The following is a 22197-nucleotide window of genomic DNA, read 5'->3' on the forward strand; positions in this document are numbered from 1 at the left end:
ATCAGCTAATCAAACGATGGGGAGACAGGTATGCTCAGCGCACACGAATTCGCAACCCTCATGCTCGTCAAGGATGCCGCCGATCAGATCATCGACCGGCACGAGCTCGACACGCTTCTCGAACGTCAACTGATCGCGATGGAACAACTCGTGAGCGGCGCGCAACTGCCGCGCATCACGGAAGATGGCGATTGGCTGCTGCGCGCCGTGCGGCGCACTCACTGAGTCGTCGGGACGTGTGCAGACGTACTGAGTCACGTCGGTACGCATCGGCCTGACCGCACTATCGATATCACGATTTCTCGTTTAGCCCGCGAGGCATGCGTTGTTAGCATTGGCATCGGTAAAGATGCCTTCGCTCAACGAGGAAACACGCATGTCCGACCGCAAGAACACGCCTTCCATTCCCGCGCGCCGTCGCACGCTCTTCACGCTCGCCGCGCTCGGTGCGGGGCTGTCGGGCGGGCTCGCCACGCGCATCGCGCAAGCCGCCGATGCGCCGAAGACCTTGCGTATCGGCTATCAGAAGTACGGCAACTTCGTCGTGCTCAAGGCGCGCGGATCGCTCGACAAACGCCTTGCGGCGCAAGGCGTCACGGTGCAATGGCTCGAATTCCCGGCCGGGCCGCAACTGCTCGAGGGACTCAATGCGGGCGCGGTCGATATCGGCACGGTAGGCGAAACGCCGCCGATCTTCGCGCAGGCGGCGGGCGTCGACTTCGTGTATATCGGCCACGAGCCGCCCGCGCCGCACGCCGAGGCGATCGTCGTGCCGAAGGATTCGACTATCCGTTCGATCGCGGAATTGCGCGGCAAGAAAGTGGCGCTGAATAAAGGATCGAATGTTCACTATCTGCTCGTCGAGGCGCTCAAAAAAGCGAATCTCACGTGGTCGGATATTCAACCGGTCTATCTCGCGCCCGCCGATGCGCGCGCCGCGTTCGTGCAGGGCAGCATCGACGCATGGGCGATCTGGGATCCGTATCTCGCCGCCGCCGAAAAGCAGGCGAACGCGCGTCAACTGACCGACGCAGAAGGCATCGTGCGCAACGTGCAGTACTACCTCGCGACGCGCAAGATCGCGACGGCGCAGCCGCAACTCGTGCATGCGGTGCTCGAAGAGCTGGATCAGGTCGATCGCTGGGCGCGCGACAACGTCTCCGCCGTGGCGGCGCAATTGTCGCCGCTCGTCGGGCTCGATACCGGCATCCTCGAAACGGCGTTGAAACGCACGTCGTACGGCGTGCAGCCGATCGATCCAGCCACGCTCGCGTACCAGCAGCAGATCGCCGATACCTTCACGAGCCTCAAGCTCATCCCGAAGAAGCTCGACGTGACCGAAGCGCGCTGGAACGTTGCCTGACGCGGCGACCGGCGTTAGCACGATCACGCACATCCTTAGCGCGAATCGATGGTTCAGCCGCGCGCGACGCGTCGTTAGACTCGTTCGAGCGCCGCTGCATTCCTGCGCGCGGCAAGCCCTCTCTCAGACACGACGAACATGAATGTTTTCTGGTTCATCCCCACGCACGGCGACAGCCGCTATCTCGGCACGTCGCAAGGCGCGCGCGCCGCGAATTACGATTACTTCCGTCAGATCGCGGTAGCCGCCGACACGCTCGGCTACGAAGGCGTGCTGCTGCCCACGGGCCGTTCCTGCGAGGACGCGTGGGTGGTCGCGTCGAGCCTCATTCCCGCGACGAAGCGCCTCAAGTTTCTCGTCGCGATTCGCCCTGGCCTGAGCTCGCCGGGATTGTCGGCGCGCATGGCATCGACGTTCGACCGGCTCTCGAACGGGCGTCTGCTCATCAACGTCGTGACGGGCGGCGATCCGACCGAACTCGCGGGCGACGGCGTCTTTCACGATCACGACACGCGCTACGAAATCACCGACGAATTCCTCACGATCTGGCGCGGCCTGCTCGAACAGTCGCACGACAACGGCAGCTTCGATTTCGACGGCAAGCATCTGCAATCGCAGGGCGGCAAGGTGCTGTATCCGCCGGTGCAGAAGCAGCATCCGCCGCTGTGGTTCGGCGGTTCGTCGGCGGCGGCGCACGATATCGCGGCGAAGCACATCGACACGTATCTCACGTGGGGCGAGCCGCCCGCGGACGTCGAGAAGAAGCTCGCCGATATCCGCAGCCGCGCGAAAGCGGAAGGGCGCGACATCAAGTTCGGCATTCGCCTGCATGTGATCGTGCGCGAGACCGAAGAGGAAGCATGGGCCGACGCCGACAAACTCATCAGCAAGCTCGACGATGAAACCATCCGCCGCGCGCAGGCCTCGTTCGCGAAGATGGATTCCGAAGGCCAGCGACGCATGGCCGCGTTGCACGGCGGCAGCCGCGACAAGCTGGAGGTGTATCCGCATCTGTGGGCGGGCGTCGGGCTCGTGCGCGGCGGAGCGGGCACCGCGCTCGTCGGCAATCCGGAGCAGGTCGCCGGGCTGATGAAACAGTACGCGGAACTCGGCATCGATACGTTCATCCTGTCGGGTTATCCGCATCTGGAAGAGTCGTATCGTTTCGCCGAACTGGTGTTTCCGCTTCTGCCGCGCAAGCAGCGCGAGCAGGCGAGCGGGCCGCTCTCGGGGCCGTTCGGCGAAGTCATCGGCACGTCGGAATTGCCGCGCGCATCGGCATCATGAAACTGGCATTCATTGCTCGCCGCGCGCTGCCGTGGCTCGTGCCGTTGATGATCCTCATCGCGTGGGAAAGCGCCGCGCGCACGGGCGGACTGTCGTCGCGCGTGCTGCCCGAACCGCTCGCGGTGGTGAAGGCGGCGTGGGCGCTGATCGAATCCGGCGATCTGTGGGCCAACGTCAAGGTCAGCGCGGGCCGCGCGCTCGCGGGCTTCGCGATGGGCGGCGGAATCGGCTTCGTGCTCGGTCTCGCGACGGGTCTTTTCAAGCCCGCCGAAATCGCGCTCGACTCGACCGTGCAGATGATCCGCAACATCCCCGCGCTCGCGATGATTCCGCTCTTGATCCTGTGGTTCGGCATCGGCGAGGAAGCGAAGCTCGTGCTCGTCGCGCTGGGCGTGTTCTTTCCGGTCTACGTCAACACGTATCACGGCATCCGCTCGGTCGATCGCGACCTGATCGAGATGGCGAGAAGCTACGGCTTGTCCGGCTTCGCGCTGTATCGCGATGTGATTTTGCCGGGCGCGTTGCCGTCGATACTCGTCGGCGTGCGCTTCGCCTTCGGGCTGATGTGGGTGATGCTGATCGTCGCCGAGACCATTTCCGCGCAGTCGGGCATCGGCTATATGACGATGAACGCGCGAGAGTTCCTGCAAACCGATGTCGTGGTCGTCGGCATCCTGCTGTACGCGCTGCTCGGCAAACTCGCCGACATGGCCGCGCGCGCGATCGAACGCGCGACCTTGCGCTGGCATCCGGCGTATCAAACGAAGGCGCAATCATGAATCTGATCGATATCGACACGCTGACGCCCGCGTTCAGGCGCGTCGAAACACATGCGCGCGCGCCGCTCGGCGGGCGCGATATCGCCGTGTCGCTGCGCGGCGTGGAGAAGCGCTTCGGCGAGCGCACGGTGCTGGATCGGCTGGACTTGTCGATCGAGCGCGGCAGTTTCGTATCGATCGTCGGGCGCAGCGGCTGCGGCAAGTCGACGTTGCTGCGGCTCATCGCCGGTCTCGATCAACCGACCGGCGGCATTCTGCAGCGCAACGCCGCCGCGCGATCGGACGAACTGCAAGTGCGGATCATGTTTCAGGACGCGCGTCTCTTGCCGTGGAAGAGCGTGCTCGACAACGTGATGATCGGCCTGCCGCGCGACAAGCGCGACGAAGCCCGCGCGACGCTTGCCGAGGTCGGCCTCGCGGAACGCGAGAAGGACTGGCCGTCGCGTCTGTCGGGCGGGCAGCGTCAGCGTGTGGCGCTGGCGCGCGCGCTCGTGCATCGGCCGGATCTGCTTTTGCTCGATGAACCGCTCGGCGCGCTCGATGCGTTGACGCGCATCGAAATGCAGGGCTTGATCGAGCGTTTGTGGCGTGAACATCGGCTCACCGCGCTGCTGGTCACGCACGATGTGCAGGAAGCGGTGTCGCTCGGCGATCGCATTGTGCTGATCGATGCGGGGCGCATCACGCTCGATACCGACGTCCCGCTGCCGAGGCCGCGCACGCGCACGGCGCCGGGGTTTGCCGAACTCGAGGAACAGGTGCTTTCGCGGGTGCTTCAGCGAGGCTCGACCTGATCCTGGCGTGAGCGCCGCCCTCACTATCCCTCCAGCGGCACCGCGCTCACGCACTTCAACTCGTCGAGACATACGCTCGACTTCACGCCGCTCACGCCGGGAATACGCATCAGCGTGTCGAGCAGAAACTCCGACAAGCCCTTCAGGTCCCGCGCGATCACCTTCAGCATGTAATCGATATCGCCGGTCACGGCGAAGCATTCCTGAATCTCCGCGAGCTTGCCGACGACGCCCTTGAACTTCGCGAGGTCGCGCACGTGCCCGCGCTCCATCGTCACCTGAATGAAGGCGACGACGCCGAAGCCCAGCGCCTGCGCATCGAGCCGCGTCTCGTAGCCCTTGATGACACCCATCTCTTCCAGCCGCCGATGCCGCCGCAACGTCTGCGCCGGCGACAGGTTGATCGCTTCCGCCAGTTCGAGATTGGAGATGCGCCCGCGCGACTGCAGTATCCCGAGCAAACGCAGGTCGATACGATCGATCTCGATAGTCTGCAATTTTCTTTCTCCGATGAACCAATCGATGAAATCCGGACGCGCAAACTAGGGTTTGTCTGCGCGCGTTAGGAAATCATATTGTGCCGTAACAAATTTACACTGATTCCCCTAAATCGAGCACAAGGAGAGAGACACGTGACACATGAGGGACACGGCACGCTCAAGCGCGGCCTGAAGAACCGTCACATTCAGCTGATCGCGCTCGGCGGGGCGATCGGCACCGGGCTTTTTCTCGGCATCGCGCAGACGATCAAGTCGGCGGGACCATCGGTGCTGCTCGGCTACGCGATCGCGGGCATCGTCGCCTTTTTCATCATGCGGCAACTGGGCGAGATGGTCGTCGACGAGCCGGTCGCGGGTTCGTTCAGCCACTTCGCGGACAAATACTGCGGACAGTACGCGGGCTTTCTGTCGGGCTGGAATTACTGGGTGCTCTACATTCTCGTGTCGATGGCCGAGCTGTCCGCCGTCGGCATCTACGTGCAGTACTGGTGGCCGGGCATCCCGACGTGGATCTCCGCGCTCGTCTGCTTCTGCATCATCAACGCGATCAATCTGACGAGCGTGAAATCGTATGGCGAGCTGGAGTTCTGGTTCGCGATCGTGAAGGTCGTCGCGATCGTCGGCATGATCGGCTTCGGCGGCTGGCTGCTGTTCTCGGGCAGCGCCGGGCCGGACGCGAGCGTGACCAATCTCTGGCGTCACGGCGGCTTCTTCCCGAACGGCGTCTCCGGTCTCGTCATGGCGATGGCCGTCATCATGTTCTCGTTCGGCGGGCTGGAGCTGGTCGGCATCACCGCGGCCGAAGCGGACGATCCCTCGCACACGATTCCGCGCGCGACCAATCAGGTGATCTATCGCATTCTGATTTTCTACGTAGGCGCGCTCGGCGTGCTCCTTTCGCTGTATCCGTGGCAGAAGGTCGTGACCGGCGGCAGCCCGTTCGTGCTCATCTTCCATGCGATGAACAGCAACTTCGTCGCGCATGTGCTCAATGCCGTGGTGCTCACGGCGGCGCTCTCGGTCTATAACAGCGGCGTATATTGCAACAGCCGCATGCTCTATGGTCTCGCGCAGCAGGGCAATGCGCCGCGCGCGCTGCTCAAGGTCAACCGGCGCGGCATTCCGCTCGCCGCGCTCGGCGTCTCCGCGCTCGCGACGGCCGTCTGCGTGCTCATCAACTATCTGATGCCGGGCAAGGCGTTCGAGTTGCTGATGGGGCTCGTCGTGTCGGCGCTCATCATCAACTGGGCGATGATCTCGCTCATCCATCTGCAATTCCGACGCGTGAAGGCGCGCAACGGCGAAACGACCGTGTTCAAGAGCCTCGGCTATCCGCTCACCAACTATCTGTGCCTCGCGTTCCTCGCGGGCATTCTCGTGGTGATGTGCCTGATCCCCGATCTGCGCATCTCGGTCTATCTGATTCCCGTGTGGCTCGCGGTGCTCGGCGTCGGCTATGCGATTCGCAATCGCCGTCGCGCGAGTGCGGCCTTGTCGCGCGTCTGAAGGAGACGGTCATGTTCGAACACATCGATGCCTATCCCGGCGATCCGATCCTTTCGCTCAACGAAGACTTCGCGAAGGATCCGCGCGCGGACAAGGTCAATCTGAGCATCGGCATCTACTACGACGACGAAGGCCGTCTGCCGGTGATGCGCGCCGTGCGCGAAGCGGAAGCGCAGTTGCTCGCGGAACCCGCTGCGAAACCGTATCTGCCGATGGCGGGCTTCGCGGCGTATCGCGATGCCGTGCAGTCGCTCGTATTCGGCGACGATTCCGCCGCGCGCATCGAAGGCCGCATCGCGACCGTGCAGACGCTCGGCGGCTCCGGCGCGCTCAAGGTCGGCGCGGACTTCATCAAGCGCTATTTCCCGGCGTCGCACGTCTGGGTGAGCGATCCGACGTGGGATAACCATCGCTTCATCTTCGAGCGCGCGGGCTTCACGGTCGGCACGTATCCGTACTACGACGAAGCGAGCGGCGGCCTGAAGTTCGACGCGATGCTCTCGGCGATCCGCGATCTGCCTGCGAAGAGCGTCGTGCTGCTGCACGCGTGCTGTCATAACCCCACGGGCGTCGATCTGAACGATGCGCAATGGGCGATGCTCATCGACGCCATCAAAGCGCGCGACTTGCTTCCGTTCATCGACATGGCGTATCAGGGCTTCGGCGCGGGACTCGATGCGGATGCGTTCGCGATTCGCGAGCTGGTTCGCCGCAACGTGCCCGCGCTGATCGCCAATTCGTTCTCGAAGAACTTTTCGCTCTACGGCGAGCGTTGCGGCGCGTTGTCGGTGATCTGCGAATCGGCGGAGATAGCGGCGCGCGTGCTCGGTCAACTGACGAGCGCCGTGCGCGCGAACTACAGCAATCCGCCGACGCATGGCGCGAAGATCGTCGCGCGCGTCTTGACGACGCCCGCGTTGCGGCAATCGTGGCAGGAAGAACTGGCGTCGATGTGCACGCGCATCGCGCGCATGCGTAGCGCGATTCACGCGCGTCTTTCCGGCAACGTGCCCGATGCGATGCTTGCGCGTTACGTCGAGCAGCGCGGCATGTTCACGTACACGGGGCTTTCCGCCGCGCAGGTCGATGTGCTGCGCGAACGGCACGGCGTCTATCTGATCCGCTCGGGCCGCATGTGCGTCGCGGCGCTGAACGAGCGCAACGTCGATGCGACCGCAAGTGCCATCGGCGAAGTGCTGTCGAAAGCGATCGCGTAGCCGCTCATTTTCGCCTCATTGTGCGCGGGCACACTGCATCCATCGCTGATGAAGGAGGGATGCAGCCATGGAAACGTTTCGCTCTTATGTCGATGGGCTGCTCGAGCAGCTCGACGCGCACGCCGATCGCACGGTGCTGCGCTATCTCGGCGACGACGTGACCGGCGCGGCGTTTCGCGCATCGATCTATCGATATGCGCGGGCGCTTGCGTCGTTCGGCGTCACGCGCGGCGGGTTCGTCGCGATGTTCGCGCCGAACTGCCCCGATGCGCTCGCGATCCGCTACGCGACCGGCCTGCTCGGCGCAACGACGATGTTCCTGCCCGCGATCACGCGCGCGGAACAGCGCGCCGCGTTTGTCACGCGCATGCAGCCGACGTTGCTCATCGCCTTCGAACAGACGAAGCATCTCGTGCCGGCGCATAGCGGCGCGCGTCTCGCGTATGTCGGAACGGGGCCGGCGCGTTTGCGGCTGGATATCCGGGCGCGCGTGCAGCACGATCTGCCGGTTGAGAGCCGCGCACGACCCGACGATCTCGCCGTGGTGGTGTCATCGGGCGGCTCGACCGGCGTGCCGAAAGCGAGCCGCCGCAGCTTCGCCGCATATTCGACGATGGTGAGCGCGCCGAGCCCCGAGGATCGGCGGCAGCTTGTCAACGGCGCGCTTGCGTATCTGTCGCAAGTGCTCGTCGATAACACGTTGATGGGCGGCGGCATCGTCGTGCTGAAGCCAGGCTACGATCCCGCCGAAACGCTCGCGACGATCGAAGCCGAGCGCATTACGGACGTCTTGCTCGTCGAACCGCAACTGTTCGAAACGATGGATCATCCGGACGTTCATCGGCGCAATCTGTCTTCGTTGCGCTCGGTCGCGCATATCGGCGGATCGGCGCCCGCGATTTTGCGGCGGCGCGCGATCGAGCGCCTCGGCCCGGTGCTCACGCACATGTACGGCGCGAGCGAAGCGGGGCTCGTGAGCGTGTTGACGCCGTCGGACTATCTCGTCGATGCGAGTCTGCTCGAGAGCGCCGGGCGTATCCGGCCGGGCGTCGAGGTGCGGATTCGCCGCGCCGACGGCACGTTCGCGCGTCATGGCGAGCACGGCGCGATCGAGGTGAAATCGAAGGCGGTGGCGCAGGGCTATTACCGGCAGCCGATCGAAGCGGCGCAGAAGTTTCGCGATGGCTGGTGCATGACGGGCGATATCGGTTTCATCGACGGGAGGGGTTATCTGCATGTGATCGGACGTGGAGGGGATGTCGCCGAAATCGATGGTGCCGTCGTCGGTCCGGCGCAGATCGAAACGCCGCTTTGTGCGTTGCCCGATGTGCGCTATGCGCGCGCTGTTGCATCGGCCGATGCTGCGCGCGGTTATGTGTGGGATGTCGTAGTGGTGCCGTGGACAGGAAGGCGTGTGGATGTCGCGCGTTGCATGCGGGCGCTTGAATCGGCGTGTGGGGTCGCAGTGGCGAAGGTTGTGCGGATGGCTGCCGTGCAGCGCGTGCCGCTTACCGAGCAAGGGAAGGTGAATCGGGCGGCGATTGGGTTCTGGTGTCGGGAGGCCTTAAGTACCAGGTGTACATTCGGCCAAGCGGGTGCGATGCCGGCTGCAGTCAGTTGAAATATTGTCCTTGGTAAGTAAGCACGCCGATCGACGACGTAAAGCTACCGCCATCGACAAGTCCCTTACTCATGCTCCGGAGCACGATCAACGCATTTGCCGAATTGAGCGTGCCCGAAGATCGAACGCAGCCGTAATGACACCATTGCTACCGCCCTGCGCATTTTGAGTGGTGTATTCCTGTTTAACGCTCGCAAACGGGAGTTAAACATTCTCGGCATGGTAGCCACCCGATCCAATAGGATCGACGCCGCTAATACGCACGTCTTCAAGCGTGAACTTCTGGAAGTCGAGCGGCGTCCCGCCTGACTTGCGCGTCGTGAGGATGGCTCTCGGGATAACCGTGCGTTTTGAAGGCGTACACGCAAAGTCCGAATTAGCCCCTGTCCCTCGCCCGCCCCAACACCAAATGCGCCATCGTCCCCAGCACGATCCCCCAAAACGCCGACCCCAACCCGAGAAAACTCATATTCGAAGCCGTCGCGATAAACGCGATAAACGAAGCTTCCCGATGCGCCTCATCCTGCACCAGCCCCACGACGTTCGCCGCGATCGCGCCGAGCAGCGCGAGACCGGCGAGCACCGCAACGAACGCATTCGGCAGCGCGGCGAACAGCATGACGACCGTCCCCGCAAAGCATCCGCCGATCAGATAGAAGACACCATTGGCGATGCCCGCAACATAACGATTCGCCGGGTCGCGATGCGCATCGGGCCCGGTGCATAGCGCCGCCGTAATCGCTGCGATGACGATCGTGATGCCGCCCGAAAACGCGACGAGCATCGATGCGAGGCCCGTCGTCATGAGCACGGGACGCGTCGGCGTCTGATAACCCGACACGCGCAAGATCGAAAAGCCAGGCAGGAATTGCCCCGTCAGACTGACGATGACGAGCGGCAACGCAAGACTCACGGTCGATTGCCAGGACCAAGTCGGCATCGTGAATACGGGGGGCGTGAGATGAAGGCTGACCGACTCGAAATGCGTCAGGCCGAGTGCCATCGCCAGCGCGCAGCCGGACGCGAGAACCAGAATGAGGCAGTAGCGCGGCGCCCATCGGCGAAAAACGAGGAAGCTCGCGATCATGCCCAACGCGAGCCACGGCGTAACGGCAATCGACTTGAATACGTTCGTGCCGAACTGAAAGAGAATGCCGGCCATCATCGCGCAGGCGATGCCCTTCGGTATGCGCTTGACGATCTCATCGAACCATCCCGACAAGCCGAGCACGAAGATGCACGCGCCCGCGACGATATACGCGCCGATCGCCTCGCTCACCGGCATGCCGGGAAACAGCGTGACGAGCAGCGCCGAACCGGGCGCCGACCACGCGGTGATGATCGGCTGCTTCAGCCACACACTCAGCGCGATGCCCGAAACGGCCGCGCCCATCGAGATGGACCAGACCCACGACGCGATCACGTCGTTGCCGACATGTGCCGCGTGCGCGGCCTGGAAGAGAATCGCGAGCGGTCCGGCATACGAGATGATGACGGCAAGCAACCCGGCGCTCACCGCCGATACCGACCCGCTTCCTTCCCGCGATACCGGAATCGACATGCGCGGCTTCAGCGAATCGACGACGGATGATGCGCGAGGGCCGTCACTTGCATCGTCATGTACGGGAAGAGCGGCAGGCCGGACAAGATCGTGTGCAGTTCATCGTGCGAATCGACATCGAAGACGCTGTAGTTCGCATATTCGCCGACCACGCGATGCAACTGCTGCCATTTGCCTTGCCGCTGCAGTTCCTGCGAGTATTCCTTCTCGCGCGCCTTGATTTCATCGGCTTTGGCGGCGGGCATGTCGTGCGGCAGATGAACGTCCATTCTGACGAGATAAAGCATGATGTCCCCAATCGTTGTTGATGCGTTGATTCGATGATTCAAGCGCGCTTGTCGCGACGATAAAACGCGAGCTTCGCTTCATCGATCTGAAGCCCGAGGCCCGGTCCTTCCGGCAAGTGCAGATCGAAGTCGCGATACTGCGGACGCGCCGTGACGATGTCGTCCTTCAACAGCAGCGGCCCGAACAGTTCCGTGCCCCACGCGAGCTGCGGCAACGCGCTGAAACCATGCGCCGATGCAATCGAGCCGATGCTGCCTTCGAGCATCGTGCCGCCGTAGAGCGACACGCCCGCCGCATCGGCGATGGCGGCCGTGCGCATCATTCCGTAGATGCCGCCGGACTTCGCGATCTTCAGCGCGAACACATCGGCGCATGCGTGACGAACGAGTTCGAGCGCGTCCTCGGGGCCCGTCACCGCTTCGTCGGCCATGATCGGCACGATGAAGCGCGCCGCGAGCCGCGCGAGCGTGCCGCGCTGCTCGCGCGGAGTCGGCTGTTCGATGAGATCGATGCCCGCTGCCTGAAGCGCTTCGATGCCGAGCGACGCATCGGTCTCGCTCCATGCCTGATTCACGTCGACGGTGACTTTCGCGCGATCGCCGAGCGCGGCCTTGATCTTCGATACATGGGCGACGTCATCGCGCACGCCGCGCCGGCCGATCTTCAGCTTGAATGTGTTGTGACGGCGTTCGGCCAGCAGCATTTCGGCTTCTTCGATATCGCGCTGCGTGTCGCCGCTCGCGAGCGTCCAGAGCACCGGAAGCGTCTTGCGCACCGCGCCGCCGAGCAACTCCGACACCGGCACGTTCAACCGCTTGCCTTGCGCGTCGAGCAGCGCTGTTTCGAGCGCGCACTTCGCGAAGCGATTGCCGCGCGCGACCTTGTTGAGCTTCAGCATCGCCGCGTTGATGTTGCTCGCATCCTGTCCGATGAGCGCGGGCGCGAGATAGGTATCGATCGTCAGCTTGATGCCTTCGGGGCTTTCATCGCCGTAAGACAGGCCGCCGATGGTCGTGGCTTCGCCAATGCCCTCGATGCCGTCGCTCGTGCGCAGACGGACGATGACGAGGGTTTGCTGCTGCATCGTCGCCATCGCGAGTTGATGCGCGCGAATGGTCGGGAGATCAACCAGAATCGCTTCGACGGAGGTGATTTGGGCGTTCATACCTGAAATGTCGGAATGGAGAGGTTGATGCAGTATTGCGCGCCCGTTTGCCGCCTGTCCAAGACCATTCGCGTCTAGTGCGATACCCCCCAGGTATGACGTGCGTCATCGCCCCCGATCCGTGCGCGCCGTGTAAGGAATCTTCTCCTCGTCATACAGCCGGTAAATGAGTTCGAGCATTTCCTTGATGTCGCGCGATTCGTCGAGCGCGCGCATGCTCATGATGACCGGCGAAACGAGCGTGGGATCGTCGAGTTCCTTGTAGCTCACGTCGTCGCGCTTCAGGCCGTGGACGCTGCTCGGCACGACGGAAATGCCTTCGCCCGCCGCGACGAGCCCCAGCGCGATCTGCAATTCGCGCACTTCGTAGATCTTGCGCGGCGCGAGCCCGCGATCCTGAAACGCCGCGAGCACCTGATCCGCATAACTCGGGCGCGGCGACTTCGGAAAGATGATGAGCGTCTCGTTGACGAGATCGCGCAGCGAGAGAATGGGCTTCGCGAGCGAGAGCGGGTGCCCGAGCGGAAGCGCGACGATCAGTTGCTCTTCGCGCAAGATCACGCGACGGATGTTGGCATCCTCATGACGAATGCGCCCGAAGCCCACATCGATGCGGCCATCCTTGAGCGCGCGGATCTGGTCCATCGTCGACATTTCGTGCAGGCTCAGTTCGACGGTCGCGTTCTCGTCGCGAAAGCGCCGGATGATCTTCGGCAGCATGCCGTAGAGCGTCGAGCCGACGAATCCCACCGAAAGACTGCGCTCGATATTGCCTACGCGGCGCGTCATCGATTCGAGTTCGGCGGTCTGCGCGAGCAACTGCACCGCATGCGAATAAAAGAACTTGCCGGTCTCCGTGAGCTTGAGCGGCCGCGAGTTGCGTTCGAAGAGTTGCACGCCGAGCGTTTCTTCGAGTTGCTGTATTTGACGGCTCAAAGGCGGTTGTGCGATATGCAGCCTTTCGGCCGCGCGCGTGAAGTTTCTTTCTTCCGCCACCGCCACGAAGTAACGCAGGTGTCGCAACTCCATTCAATACCTCCTGGATATGGCCCGATACTAAATCAGTGTTGGACTGGGCTTCTTTACGTCCATTATCCTGCCTTCACGCTCTGTTTCAACACCCGACTATACCTTCCGAGCATATCTGCACAGGTGATGAAGCGAGGGTTAACCCCCACCAGAAAATTGCGAGATTCAGGAGAAGACATGAGCATCAAAGTGTTCGATACGAAGGAAGTGCAGGACCTGCTGAAGGCCGCTGCGAACATCGGGAGTCAGGACGGCAATGCTCGCGCCAAAGAGATCACGCATCGCCTGTTGAGCGACCTCTTCAAGGCGATCGACGACCTCGACATGACGCCCGATGAAATCTGGGCCGGCGTCAATTATTTCAACAAGCTCGGTCAGGATGGCGAAGCGGCGTTGCTCGCCGCCGGCCTCGGTCTGGAGAAGTATCTCGACATCCGCATGGATGCCGCAGACCGCGAAGCCGATATCCACGGCGGCACGCCGCGCACCATCGAAGGCCCGCTGTATGTGGCCGGTGCGCCGGTGCGCGAGGGCGTGTCGAAGATCGATCTCGATCCCGATGCGAACGCCGGCCCGCTCGTCATTCGCGGCACGGTCACGGGTCACGATGGCAAGCCGGTTGCGAATGCGGTCGTCGAATGCTGGCACGCCAACTCGAACGGCTTCTACTCGCACTTCGACCCGACCGGCGCGCAAAGCGATTTCAATCTGCGCGGCGCAGTGAAAACGGGCGCGGACGGCAAGTACGAATTCCGCACGCTGATGCCGGTCGGCTACGGCTGCCCGCCGCACGGCGCGACGCAGCAACTGCTGAACTCGCTCGCGCGTCATGGCAATCGTCCGGCGCACGTGCACTTCTTCGCGACGAGCGAGAAGCATCGCAAGCTGACGACGCAGATCAACATCGAAGGCGATCCGCTGATCTGGGATGACTTCGCTTATGCGACTCGCGAAGAACTCGTTCCGCATGTCGTCGAAAAGACGGGCGGCACGGCGCTGGGGCTGAAGGCCGACGCGTACAACGAAATCGTGTTCGACATCCAGTTGACGCCGCTCGTGCAGGGCAAGGACAACCAGCTCGTCCAGCGCCCGCGCGCATCCGTCACCGCGTAATTACGCAACAGCGGCGGTCAGCCCGCCGCCGCCCGAATCTCCGTACGACCCCTTCGATACCGATGCATGCGCTCCGTCGCCGGAACGCGCATAGGGAGAACTCATATGTCCGCCATCACCGACAAAGCCACGCAGCTCGATGAACTGCTGCAAAACGCCGTCCAGGACGACAAGGAGAGTGGCATCTTCCGTTGCCGCCGCGACATCTTCACGAACGCCGATCTGTTCGATCTCGAGATGAAACACATCTTCGAGAGCAACTGGGTGTATCTCGCGCACGAAAGCCAGATCCCGAACAACAACGATTACTACACGACGTGGATCGGCCGTCAGCCCATCGTGGTGACGCGCGACAAGACCGGCGAGTTGCACGCGGTCATCAATGCATGCGCGCACAAGGGGGCGATGCTCTGCCGCCGCAAGCACGGCAACAAGGGCAGCTTCACCTGTCCGTTCCATGGCTGGACGTTCTCCAACACCGGCAAGCTGCTGAAGGTGAAGGACGAGAAGACGACCGAATACCCGATCCAGTTCAACACGCACGGCTCGCACGATCTGCGCCGCGTGCCGCGTTTCCAGAACTATCGCGGCTTTCTCTTCGGCAGCCTGAATGCGGATTCGATGCCGCTCGAAGACTATCTCGGCGAGACGAAGGTCATCATCGATCAGATCGTCGATCAGGCGCCGAACGGCCTCGAAGTCTTGCGCGGCAATTCCTCGTACATCTACGACGGCAACTGGAAGATGCAGATGGAAAACGGCTGCGACGGTTATCACGTCAGCACCGTGCATTGGAATTACGCCGCGACGATGGGCCGCCGCAAGATCGAAGGCACCAAGGCCGTCGATGCGAATAGCTGGAGCAAGTCGGTCGCGGGCGTGTACGGATTCGATCATGGCCACATCCTGTTGTGGACGAAGACGATGAATCCGGAAGTGCGGCCGGTGTATCAGCATCGCGAAGAGATCAAGGCGCGCGTGGGCGAAGTGCAGGCGGATTACATCGTCAATCAGACGCGCAATCTGTGCCTCTATCCGAACGTCTTTCTGATGGATCAGTTCAGCACGCAGATTCGCGTGGTGCGCCCGCTTGGCGTCGACAAGACCGAAGTCAGCATCTTCTGCTTCGCGCCGAAGGGCGAGAGCGCCGAAGATCGCGCGACGCGCATCCGTCAGTACGAAGACTTCTTCAACGTGACCGGCATGGGCACGAGCGACGACCTCGAGGAATTCCGCGCGTGCCAGTCGGGTTATGCGGGCATCACGGCGATGTGGAACGACCTCTCGCGCGGCGCGCCGCTTTGGGTCCACGGTCCTGACGAGAACGCGCAGAACATGGGTATCAAGCCGCTCATTTCGGGCGAGCGCAGCGAAGACGAAGGACTCTTCGTCGTGCAGCACGAATACTGGGTCAACGTGATGCGCGACGCGTTGAAGAAGGAACAAGGGGAGGCACTGGCATGAGCTTCGACTACCTGAAAATCTGCGCGACGCTGTATCGCGAAGCGCGTCTGCTCGACGATCGTCAATGGGACGAATGGCTCGGCTGCTATGCGGAAGACGTCACGTACTGGATGCCCGCATGGGACGACGACGATCAGATCACCGATGACCACGAAAGTCAGATCTCGTTGATGTATTACCCGGATCGCGGCGGCCTCGAAGATCGCGTGTTCCGCATCAAGACCGAGCGCAGTGGCGCTTCGATGCCCGAGCCGCGCACGAGCCACAACGTCACCAACGTGGAAGTGCTGGCCGAGCGCGAGAACGAAGTGGATGTGCGCTACAACTTCGACACGCTCAATCACCGCTACAAGATCACCGATCATTTCTTCGGCACGATCTTCGTGACGCTGCGCAAGGTCGACGACATTCTGGTGATTGCGCACAAGAAGATTGTGCTGAAGAACGACTATATCCGCCAGGTGCTCGACGTCTATCACGTCTGACACTCGCGGTGACGAGACAGGAAGTAGGAGGCAACATGTCCAGCTACAACATTGCACTGAATTTCGAAGACGGCGTGACGCGTTTTGTCGAATGCAAGGCGGGCGAGAAAGTTCTCGACGCCGCATTCCGCGCCAAGATCAATCTGCCGATGGATTGCTCCGACGGCGTCTGCGGCACCTGCAAATGCCGCGCCGAAAGCGGCAACTATGATCTCGGCGACGACTACATCGAAGACGCGCTTTCCGACGACGAAAAGGAAAGCGGTCTCGTGCTCACCTGCCAGATGGTGCCATCGAGCGATTGCGTGATCGCGGTCCCGGCATCGTCGACGGCATGCAAGACCGCGCAGAGCAAGTTCGCCGCGACGGTCACGAAGATCGAGCCGCACAACGACGCCGCCGTCGTGCTCGAACTGGATGTGGATGCCGCTACGCCCGCGCCGGTTTTTCTGCCGGGCCAGTACGTGAATATCGATGTCCCGGGTAGCGGACAGCATCGTTCGTATTCGTTCTCGTCGGCGCCGGGCGGGACGAAGATCAGCTTTCTCATCAAGAAGATTCCCGGCGGCGTGATGAGCACATGGCTCGAATCCGCGCAGGCCGGTCACACGGTCGAGCTGACCGGTCCGCTCGGCAGTTTCTATCTGCGCGGGGTGGAGCGTCCGCTGCTGTTCCTCGCGGGCGGCACGGGTCTCGCGCCATTCCTCTCGATGCTCGAAGTGCTCGCACGCGCGAACTCGCAGCAGAAGATTCACCTCATCTATGGCGTGACGCGCGATCTCGATCTCGTGCAAGTCGAAGCGATCGAAGCCTATACGGCGCGGTTGCCGAACTTCACGTTCAGCACCGTCGTCGCGGATGCGGATTCGAACCATCCGCGCAAAGGCTGGGTGACGCAGCACATGCCCGCCGAATCGCTGAATGACGGCGATGTCGATGTGTATCTCTGCGGCCCGCCACCGATGGTCGATGCCGTGCGCAAGCACTTCGACGATAGCGGCGTGAAGCCCAACAGCTTCCACTACGAGAAGTTCACGCCCAACGCCGCGCCGGTGGCAGCATGAACACGCAACGATTTGCCGGCAAGGTGATGGTCGTGACCGGCGCGGCGCAGGGCATCGGGCGCGGCGTGGCGCTGCGTGCGGCGGCGGAAGGCGCGAAGGTGGTGCTCGTCGATCGCGCGGACTTCATCGGGGAAGTGGCCGCCGAAGCGCAGGGCGCGGATACGGCCGGCTTCGTCGCCGACATGGAAACGTATGAAGGCGCGGCATCCGCGATGGCGTTCGCAGCGCGCACGTTCGGCGGCATCGATATCCTGATCAACGGCGTCGGCGGCGCGATCCGCATGCGTCCGTTTGCCGAGTTCGAACCCGCGCAGATCGACGCCGAAATCCGGCGCTCGCTCATGCCGACGCTCTACGCGTGCCATGCCGTGTTGCCCCATATGCTCGAACGCGGGCGCGGAACCATCGTGAACGTGTCTTCGAACGCGACGCGCGGGATTCGTCGCGTGCCGTATTCGGCGGCGAAAGGCGGCGTCAACGCAATGACGCAGGCGCTCGCGATGGAATACGGCGAGCGCAACATCCGCGTGGTCGCAGCCGCGCCGGGCGGCACCGAAGCGCCCGCGCGACGCGTGCCGCGCAATGCGAGCGGCGACAGCGAGCAGGAAAAAGTGTGGATGGGCGAAGCGGTGAAGCAGGTCACCGAATCGACGTTCTTCAAACGCTACGGCACGCTGGACGAACAGATCGCGCCGATTCTCTTCCTCGCATCGGACGAAGCGAGCTATATCACCGGCGCGGTATTGCCCGTCGCCGGCGGCGATAACGGCTGATCTCACGGGAGACGCAATCATGAGTGAACGCAAGGCAATCGTTCCCGCGGGAATGGAAGCGGTCTACGAAAAGATCCGCTATGCGCCCGCGATCAAGGCCGGCAATACGATCTACGTGTCCGGGCAGATCGGACGCGATGCGAACATGCAACTGGTCGAAGACCGCGAAGCGCAGATCGTGCAGGCTTTCGACAATCTCGAGCTCGTGCTCGAAGCGGCGGGTGCTTCGTTGAGCGATGTCGTCGACGTGACGAGCTTTCATACCGACATGCGCGATCTGCCGTTGTTCATGCAGGTGCGCGAGCGTTATCTGAACACGCATCCGCTGCCGGCGTGGACCGCGATCGGCGCGCATATGCTCGGTGGTTCCGCGGGTTATATCGTCGAAATCAAGGCGGTCGCCGTAGTGACGGCGAGCGCGTCGTAACACGCAAGAAACGTCAACGTAAAAAGAACCGACCTTGCTGCGCCATGCACGCAGCAAGGAGAACGCGCGCGCGTTCATCGTTCCGCCTGATCAATACATTAAAAATCGCGGAATCAAAGCAAGTCCTACATCCTTGGAGACACCCATGCGGCAAATAGACGTGCAAAAGCTATGCGACGATGCCCGGTTCAGCAAGTTTCATTTGCTGCTTCTGTTCTGGTGCGCGCTCATCATCATCTTCGACGGATACGATCTCGCGGTCGTCGGGATCGCGCTTCCGTCGATCATGAGCGACATGGGCATTCAGCCGACGAGCGCCGGATTCATGGTGAGTTCCGCGCTGCTCGGCATGATGATCGGCGCGGTGTTTCTCGGCACGATTGCCGACAGGATCGGCCGCGTGCCCGCCATCGTCATTTGTCTGCTGCTGTTCAGCGTATTCACGGCCGCGGCCGGATTGACGCGCGATCCCGTGACGTTCGGCATCGCGCGCTTTCTCGCGGGACTGGGCATCGGCGGCGTCATGCCGAATGTCGTCGCGCAAATGACCGAGTATTCGCCGCGCAAGATCCGCAGCACGATGGTGACGCTGATGTTCAGCGGATATTCCGTCGGCGGCATGCTCGCGGCGCTCGTCGGCAAGGGGATGATCGAGCGCTACGGCTGGCAATCCGTCTTCATCGCGGCGGGCCTTCCGGCGCTGCTCGCGCCTGTGATCCTCAAGTACATGCCCGAGTCGCTCGCATTCCTCGTGCGAAACGAACGCGCGGCGCGCCTGAAGGACATTCTTTCGCGCGTCGATCCGCGCTATGTGCCGCAAGAGGCCGACCGCTTCGCGCTTTCCGATCGCGAAGCCGCGCCCGGTTCGCCGATCGCGCGACTCTTCGCCGAAGGACGCGGCATGAGCACCGTCATGTTGTGGATCGCGTTCTTCATGTGCCTCTTCATGGTCTACGCGCTGAGTTCGTGGCTGACGAAACTGATGGCTGGCGCGGGGCACAGCCTCGGCTCGGCGCTCACGTTCGTGCTCGTTCTGAACTTCGGCGCGATGATCGGCGCGGTCGGCGGCGGATGGCTCGCGGACCGCTTCAACATCAAGTACGTGCTGATCGCCATGTACGCGCTCGCCGCGATTTCCATCAGCCTGTTGGGCGTGAAGGTGCCGGTCGGCGTGCTGTTTTTCCTGGTGGGTCTCGCGGGCGCATCGACGATCGGCACGCAGATCGTCACGTATGCGTTCGCCGGTCAGTTCTATCCGACAGCGATCCGCTCGACGGGCATCGGCTGGGCGTCTGGCATCGGGCGCAGCGGGGCGATTCTCGCGCCTATCGTGATCGGCTTTCTCGTGAGCAAGGCGTTGCCGCTGCAGCAGAACTTCGTCGCCATCGCGGTGCCCGGCGTCATCGCGATGCTTGCCGTTTGTCTGATCGATGCGCGTCGTTCGCGCAATGACGCCATCGCCGTGGCCGCCGCCGATCCGGCGTAACGACGCGTGCGCCCGGCAATCACTCCTTCGCGGGCTTCGGTTGCCGGGCCTTCTGCGGCTCGGATGGAGCGCCGCGCTGCGTCGGCGCGCGCGTGCAGGCATCGGGCGGCGTGACATAAGGCACGTCGTGGCAGCAGCACGCATAGACCGGAAAGCCGTACGCGTTCGTGCGGACGATGGTCGTCGGTCCATGCAACGGACACACCGCTTTCATGCAGCCTCCTGAAAATGAAAACGCAGTCAATCAGGTGGTTTCATGTTACTCGCGATATGCGCGTGCGCTTGATTCAAGTCAATCGGAGCCGCGGGCGTCCCGATAGAGTGAGAGCGTCGATTCACGTCACGCGCCACGCAACGGAGTTCGCAGATGAAAGCACTCGTCTATCACGGCCCCGGCATCAAGTCGCTCGACGAGCGGCCGAAACCCGCGCTCGCCGCCGCCACCGATGCGATCGTTCGCGTGACGCGCACGACCATCTGCGGAACCGATCTGCACATTCTCAAGGGCGATGTTCCCACCTGCGAGCCCGGCCGCGTGTTGGGTCACGAAGGCGTGGGCGTCGTCGAGGACGTCGGCGCGGCGGTGTCGACGTTCAAGCCGGGCGATCGCGTGCTGATCTCGTGCATTTCGTCGTGCGGAAAGTGCGAGGCGTGCCGACGCGGCATGTATTCGCACTGCGCGACGGGCGGCTGGATTCTCGGCCACAAGATCGACGGCACGCAGGCCGAATACGTGCGCATCCCGCACGCGGATACGAGCCTCTATCCGATTCCGGCAGATGTCGAGGAAGAGGCGCTCGTCATGCTCTCCGACATTCTTCCGACGGGCTTAGAATGCGGCGTGCTCAACGGGCGCGTGCAGCCGGGCAGCACGGTCGCGATAGTCGGCGCGGGGCCGGTCGGTCTCGCCGCCTTGCTCACCGCGCAGTTCTACGCGCCGGCGCAGATCGTCATGATCGATCGCGACGCGCATCGGCTCGAAATCGCGCGTACGTTCGGCGCGAGCGCGTGCATCGACATCGCGCGCACAGAGGCCGTCGCCGAGATCATGCGTCTGACCGATGGCGCGGGCGTCGATTGCGCCGTCGAAGCGGTCGGCGTGCCGGCGACCTTCGAGCTGTGCCAGCAGATCGTCGCGGCGGGCGGCACCATCGCGAATGTCGGCGTGCATGGCGTGAAGGCCGATCTGCATCTCGAATCGCTCTGGGATCGCAACATCAGCATCACGACGCGTCTCGTCGATACGGTCAGCACGCCGATGCTGCTCAAGACCGTGCGCGCGGGGCGGCTGCAGCCGAAGCAGCTCATCACGCACCGCTTCACGCTCGCGCGCGCGCTCGACGCTTACGACACCTTTGGCCGCGCGGCGGAGACGAACGCGCTGAAGGTCATCATCGAAATTTGAAGTGGGCGGCCTTCAGCGGGAAGCCGTGCGGGCCGGAAAACGATGTACCGCAAAATCCTGGTTGCGCTCGATGGCAGCGAGTGCTCGCAACGCGCGCTCGACGAAGCGATCCGCATCGGCGCGCGTGCGCGAGTGAATGTCGTGTACGTGATCGACGTGGCCGCGCTTTCGTCGTATCCGGCGCAGTATCGCGTGAACGTGCGCGAGGAAGGCGGGCACGCGCTCGATATCGCGTATGCGCGCGTGATCGATGCGGGCATCGAATGCGAAACGGAACTCGCGGAGACGCGCAACGTCACCGATACGATCGCGAAGTGCCTGCAGCGCCGCGCGGTGCACATGCCCGCGGATCTCGTCGTGATGGGCACGCATGGCCGGACCGGGTTGCGCAGGCTCGCGCTCGGCAGCGTCGCGGAAGCGTTCGTCAGACGCTCGACGTGTCCGGTGCTGCTCACGCGCGCACCGAAGCATGTCGCGAAAGACGCGTGAGCCACGACGAGTGAGGCGCGCCCGCGCGATGGCCTGACCGGAGAACAATGACATGGGCCTCGGAATGCAGATCGCCTGCCTCGGCTTCGCGGGCTCGAGCGCGATCGAACGCGAAGCGGGCGTCGAACTCGTGCGGCTTGCGGGCGTCGCGAAAGACGTCGTCGATTGCAGGCTCACGATCAAGGCGTCGCTCGATCGCGCGGGACGCACCGTCTTCGACGCGCAACTGGTTCTGCTCACGCGCGATTCCGAGCAGGTCACGGTGCAACGCAGCACACACGCCGACGTGAACGCGGCGCTGCGTCATACATTCGATGACGCCGTTCAGCTGCTGCTTCAGCGCAGCGCGCCGGATGCGATTTGATCCAGATCAATACGCGC

Annotated in this window: 24 protein-coding genes; 18 read left to right on the forward strand and 6 right to left on the reverse strand. The window is 63.0% G+C overall.

From position 1 onward, the window contains the following. Window positions 1-30 precede the first annotated feature (30 nt). The 5 genes from NCT05_RS26380 to NCT05_RS26400 all read left to right on the forward strand — a co-directional run bounded on the left by NCT05_RS26380 (window position 31) and on the right by NCT05_RS26400 (window position 4223). Complete coding sequence (locus NCT05_RS26380) at window positions 31-225, forward strand: hypothetical protein (RefSeq protein ID WP_008347565.1); 195 nt, start codon at window positions 31-33, stop codon at window positions 223-225. Window positions 226-376: 151 nt separating this feature from the next. Further along, window positions 377-1363 carry a sulfonate ABC transporter substrate-binding protein gene (locus tag NCT05_RS26385; protein WP_250503554.1) on the forward strand — a complete coding sequence of 329 codons (987 nt, stop codon included), beginning with the start codon at window positions 377-379 and terminating at the stop codon, window positions 1361-1363. A gap of 138 nt (window positions 1364-1501) precedes the next feature. Continuing rightward, window positions 1502-2650: an FMNH2-dependent alkanesulfonate monooxygenase gene (gene ssuD / locus NCT05_RS26390; protein ID WP_008347568.1), complete on the forward strand. Its 1149-nt coding sequence runs from the start codon at window positions 1502-1504 to the stop codon at window positions 2648-2650. Further along, window positions 2647-3429 carry an aliphatic sulfonate ABC transporter permease SsuC gene (ssuC, locus tag NCT05_RS26395; protein WP_008347569.1) on the forward strand — a complete coding sequence of 261 codons (783 nt, stop codon included), beginning with the start codon at window positions 2647-2649 and terminating at the stop codon, window positions 3427-3429. Before ssuD ends, ssuC begins: the two co-directional genes overlap by 4 nt. Then, entirely contained in the window at window positions 3426-4223 is a 798-nt protein-coding gene (locus tag NCT05_RS26400; protein WP_250458612.1) for an ATP-binding cassette domain-containing protein, read from the forward strand. The genes ssuC and NCT05_RS26400 overlap by 4 nt, the downstream gene beginning before the upstream one ends. 23 nt (window positions 4224-4246) lie before the next feature. Here the strand turns inward: NCT05_RS26400 and NCT05_RS26405 are convergent, their stop codons facing one another. Then, window positions 4247-4720, reverse strand: a complete 474-nt coding sequence (locus tag NCT05_RS26405; protein ID WP_175980527.1) for an Lrp/AsnC family transcriptional regulator — start codon at window positions 4718-4720, stop codon at window positions 4247-4249. 135 nt (window positions 4721-4855) lie between these two features. Here NCT05_RS26405 and NCT05_RS26410 point away from each other — a divergent pair, with 135 nt between their 5' ends. From NCT05_RS26410 to NCT05_RS26420, 3 genes are all read left to right on the forward strand, one after another. Then, window positions 4856-6229 carry an amino acid permease gene (locus NCT05_RS26410; protein WP_008347574.1) on the forward strand — a complete coding sequence of 458 codons (1374 nt, stop codon included), beginning with the start codon at window positions 4856-4858 and terminating at the stop codon, window positions 6227-6229. A gap of 11 nt (window positions 6230-6240) precedes the next feature. After that, window positions 6241-7446: an amino acid aminotransferase gene (locus NCT05_RS26415; protein ID WP_250503555.1), complete on the forward strand. Its 1206-nt coding sequence runs from the start codon at window positions 6241-6243 to the stop codon at window positions 7444-7446. A gap of 67 nt (window positions 7447-7513) precedes the next feature. Next, a complete protein-coding gene (locus NCT05_RS26420) occupies window positions 7514-9067 on the forward strand; it encodes a class I adenylate-forming enzyme family protein (protein WP_250503556.1) in 1554 nt (517 codons plus the stop codon). Between the two features lie 376 nt (window positions 9068-9443). Here NCT05_RS26420 and NCT05_RS26425 read toward each other — a convergent pair whose 3' ends face one another. The 4 genes from NCT05_RS26425 to NCT05_RS26440 form a co-directional block, all read right to left on the reverse strand. Continuing rightward, entirely contained in the window at window positions 9444-10628 is a 1185-nt protein-coding gene (locus NCT05_RS26425) for a benzoate/H(+) symporter BenE family transporter (protein WP_250503557.1), read from the reverse strand. Between the two features lie 8 nt (window positions 10629-10636). Beyond that, window positions 10637-10915, reverse strand: a complete 279-nt coding sequence (gene catC / locus NCT05_RS26430; RefSeq protein ID WP_008347582.1) for a muconolactone Delta-isomerase — start codon at window positions 10913-10915, stop codon at window positions 10637-10639. A 38-nt stretch (window positions 10916-10953) separates the two neighbouring features. Further along, window positions 10954-12081 (reverse strand): muconate/chloromuconate family cycloisomerase, encoded by a 1128-nt coding sequence (locus NCT05_RS26435; protein ID WP_008347583.1) that lies wholly within the window; start codon window positions 12079-12081, stop codon window positions 10954-10956. 105 nt (window positions 12082-12186) lie between these two features. Next, on the reverse strand, window positions 12187-13110 hold the full coding sequence (locus NCT05_RS26440; RefSeq protein ID WP_008347585.1) for a LysR family transcriptional regulator: 924 nt from the start codon (window positions 13108-13110) through the stop codon (window positions 12187-12189). A gap of 177 nt (window positions 13111-13287) precedes the next feature. Between NCT05_RS26440 and catA the strand changes: the two genes are divergently transcribed. From catA to NCT05_RS26475, 7 genes are all read left to right on the forward strand, one after another. Continuing rightward, window positions 13288-14223: a catechol 1,2-dioxygenase gene (gene catA / locus NCT05_RS26445; protein WP_008347586.1), complete on the forward strand. Its 936-nt coding sequence runs from the start codon at window positions 13288-13290 to the stop codon at window positions 14221-14223. A 105-nt stretch (window positions 14224-14328) separates the two neighbouring features. Next, window positions 14329-15687: a Rieske 2Fe-2S domain-containing protein gene (locus NCT05_RS26450; protein WP_033536408.1), complete on the forward strand. Its 1359-nt coding sequence runs from the start codon at window positions 14329-14331 to the stop codon at window positions 15685-15687. Further along, window positions 15684-16172: a benzoate 1,2-dioxygenase small subunit gene (gene benB / locus NCT05_RS26455; protein ID WP_008347590.1), complete on the forward strand. Its 489-nt coding sequence runs from the start codon at window positions 15684-15686 to the stop codon at window positions 16170-16172. Before NCT05_RS26450 ends, benB begins: the two co-directional genes overlap by 4 nt. Window positions 16173-16207: 35 nt before the next feature. Beyond that, complete coding sequence (benC, locus tag NCT05_RS26460) at window positions 16208-17236, forward strand: benzoate 1,2-dioxygenase electron transfer component BenC (protein WP_250437142.1); 1029 nt, start codon at window positions 16208-16210, stop codon at window positions 17234-17236. Further along, window positions 17233-18009: a benzoate diol dehydrogenase BenD gene (gene benD, locus NCT05_RS26465; protein ID WP_250458636.1), complete on the forward strand. Its 777-nt coding sequence runs from the start codon at window positions 17233-17235 to the stop codon at window positions 18007-18009. Before benC ends, benD begins: the two co-directional genes overlap by 4 nt. Window positions 18010-18028: 19 nt before the next feature. Next, window positions 18029-18436: a RidA family protein gene (locus NCT05_RS26470; protein WP_033536407.1), complete on the forward strand. Its 408-nt coding sequence runs from the start codon at window positions 18029-18031 to the stop codon at window positions 18434-18436. A 145-nt stretch (window positions 18437-18581) separates the two neighbouring features. Then, entirely contained in the window at window positions 18582-19922 is a 1341-nt protein-coding gene (locus NCT05_RS26475; RefSeq protein WP_250503558.1) for an MFS transporter, read from the forward strand. Between the two features lie 19 nt (window positions 19923-19941). Here NCT05_RS26475 and NCT05_RS26480 read toward each other — a convergent pair whose 3' ends face one another. After that, on the reverse strand, window positions 19942-20136 hold the full coding sequence (locus NCT05_RS26480; protein WP_008347602.1) for a hypothetical protein: 195 nt from the start codon (window positions 20134-20136) through the stop codon (window positions 19942-19944). Between the two features lie 153 nt (window positions 20137-20289). Between NCT05_RS26480 and NCT05_RS26485 the strand changes: the two genes are divergently transcribed. The 3 genes from NCT05_RS26485 to NCT05_RS26495 are packed head-to-tail and all read left to right on the forward strand — an operon-like array spanning window position 20290 to window position 22180. Next, on the forward strand, window positions 20290-21327 hold the full coding sequence (locus NCT05_RS26485; RefSeq protein WP_250503559.1) for a zinc-dependent alcohol dehydrogenase family protein: 1038 nt from the start codon (window positions 20290-20292) through the stop codon (window positions 21325-21327). A 42-nt stretch (window positions 21328-21369) separates the two neighbouring features. Beyond that, window positions 21370-21816: a universal stress protein gene (locus NCT05_RS26490; protein ID WP_008347606.1), complete on the forward strand. Its 447-nt coding sequence runs from the start codon at window positions 21370-21372 to the stop codon at window positions 21814-21816. A gap of 52 nt (window positions 21817-21868) precedes the next feature. Beyond that, a complete protein-coding gene (locus NCT05_RS26495; protein ID WP_250503560.1) occupies window positions 21869-22180 on the forward strand; it encodes a hypothetical protein in 312 nt (103 codons plus the stop codon). The last annotated feature ends 17 nt before the right edge of the window (window positions 22181-22197 follow it).

The organism is Caballeronia sp. AZ7_KS35 (assembly GCF_023631045.1).
In the GTDB taxonomy this organism is placed as follows: domain Bacteria; phylum Pseudomonadota; class Gammaproteobacteria; order Burkholderiales; family Burkholderiaceae; genus Caballeronia; species Caballeronia zhejiangensis.

Bases quoted from the DNA above. Each gene is read 5' to 3' on its own strand.
- NCT05_RS26480 (WP_008347602.1), bottom strand. From the start codon at position 20,136: ATGAAAGCGGTGTGTCCGTTGCATGGACCGACGACCATCGTCCGCACG.
- NCT05_RS26490 (WP_008347606.1), top strand. From the start codon at position 21,370: ATGTACCGCAAAATCCTGGTTGCGCTCGATGGCAGCGAGTGCTCGCAA.
- catA (WP_008347586.1), top strand. From the start codon at position 13,288: ATGAGCATCAAAGTGTTCGATACGAAGGAAGTGCAGGACCTGCTGAAG.
- benC (WP_250437142.1), top strand. From the start codon at position 16,208: ATGTCCAGCTACAACATTGCACTGAATTTCGAAGACGGCGTGACGCGT.
- ssuC (WP_008347569.1), top strand. From the start codon at position 2,647: ATGAAACTGGCATTCATTGCTCGCCGCGCGCTGCCGTGGCTCGTGCCG.
- NCT05_RS26435 (WP_008347583.1), bottom strand. From the start codon at position 12,081: ATGAACGCCCAAATCACCTCCGTCGAAGCGATTCTGGTTGATCTCCCG.
- NCT05_RS26470 (WP_033536407.1), top strand. From the start codon at position 18,029: ATGAGTGAACGCAAGGCAATCGTTCCCGCGGGAATGGAAGCGGTCTAC.
- NCT05_RS26440 (WP_008347585.1), bottom strand. From the start codon at position 13,110: ATGGAGTTGCGACACCTGCGTTACTTCGTGGCGGTGGCGGAAGAAAGA.
- ssuD (WP_008347568.1), top strand. From the start codon at position 1,502: ATGAATGTTTTCTGGTTCATCCCCACGCACGGCGACAGCCGCTATCTC.
- benB (WP_008347590.1), top strand. From the start codon at position 15,684: ATGAGCTTCGACTACCTGAAAATCTGCGCGACGCTGTATCGCGAAGCG.
- NCT05_RS26380 (WP_008347565.1), top strand. From the start codon at position 31: ATGCTCAGCGCACACGAATTCGCAACCCTCATGCTCGTCAAGGATGCC.
- NCT05_RS26485 (WP_250503559.1), top strand. From the start codon at position 20,290: ATGAAAGCACTCGTCTATCACGGCCCCGGCATCAAGTCGCTCGACGAG.
- NCT05_RS26475 (WP_250503558.1), top strand. From the start codon at position 18,582: ATGCGGCAAATAGACGTGCAAAAGCTATGCGACGATGCCCGGTTCAGC.
- NCT05_RS26425 (WP_250503557.1), bottom strand. From the start codon at position 10,628: ATGTCGATTCCGGTATCGCGGGAAGGAAGCGGGTCGGTATCGGCGGTG.
- NCT05_RS26450 (WP_033536408.1), top strand. From the start codon at position 14,329: ATGTCCGCCATCACCGACAAAGCCACGCAGCTCGATGAACTGCTGCAA.
- NCT05_RS26415 (WP_250503555.1), top strand. From the start codon at position 6,241: ATGTTCGAACACATCGATGCCTATCCCGGCGATCCGATCCTTTCGCTC.
- NCT05_RS26385 (WP_250503554.1), top strand. From the start codon at position 377: ATGTCCGACCGCAAGAACACGCCTTCCATTCCCGCGCGCCGTCGCACG.
- catC (WP_008347582.1), bottom strand. From the start codon at position 10,915: ATGCTTTATCTCGTCAGAATGGACGTTCATCTGCCGCACGACATGCCC.
- NCT05_RS26400 (WP_250458612.1), top strand. From the start codon at position 3,426: ATGAATCTGATCGATATCGACACGCTGACGCCCGCGTTCAGGCGCGTC.
- NCT05_RS26420 (WP_250503556.1), top strand. From the start codon at position 7,514: ATGGAAACGTTTCGCTCTTATGTCGATGGGCTGCTCGAGCAGCTCGAC.
- NCT05_RS26495 (WP_250503560.1), top strand. From the start codon at position 21,869: ATGGGCCTCGGAATGCAGATCGCCTGCCTCGGCTTCGCGGGCTCGAGC.
- benD (WP_250458636.1), top strand. From the start codon at position 17,233: ATGAACACGCAACGATTTGCCGGCAAGGTGATGGTCGTGACCGGCGCG.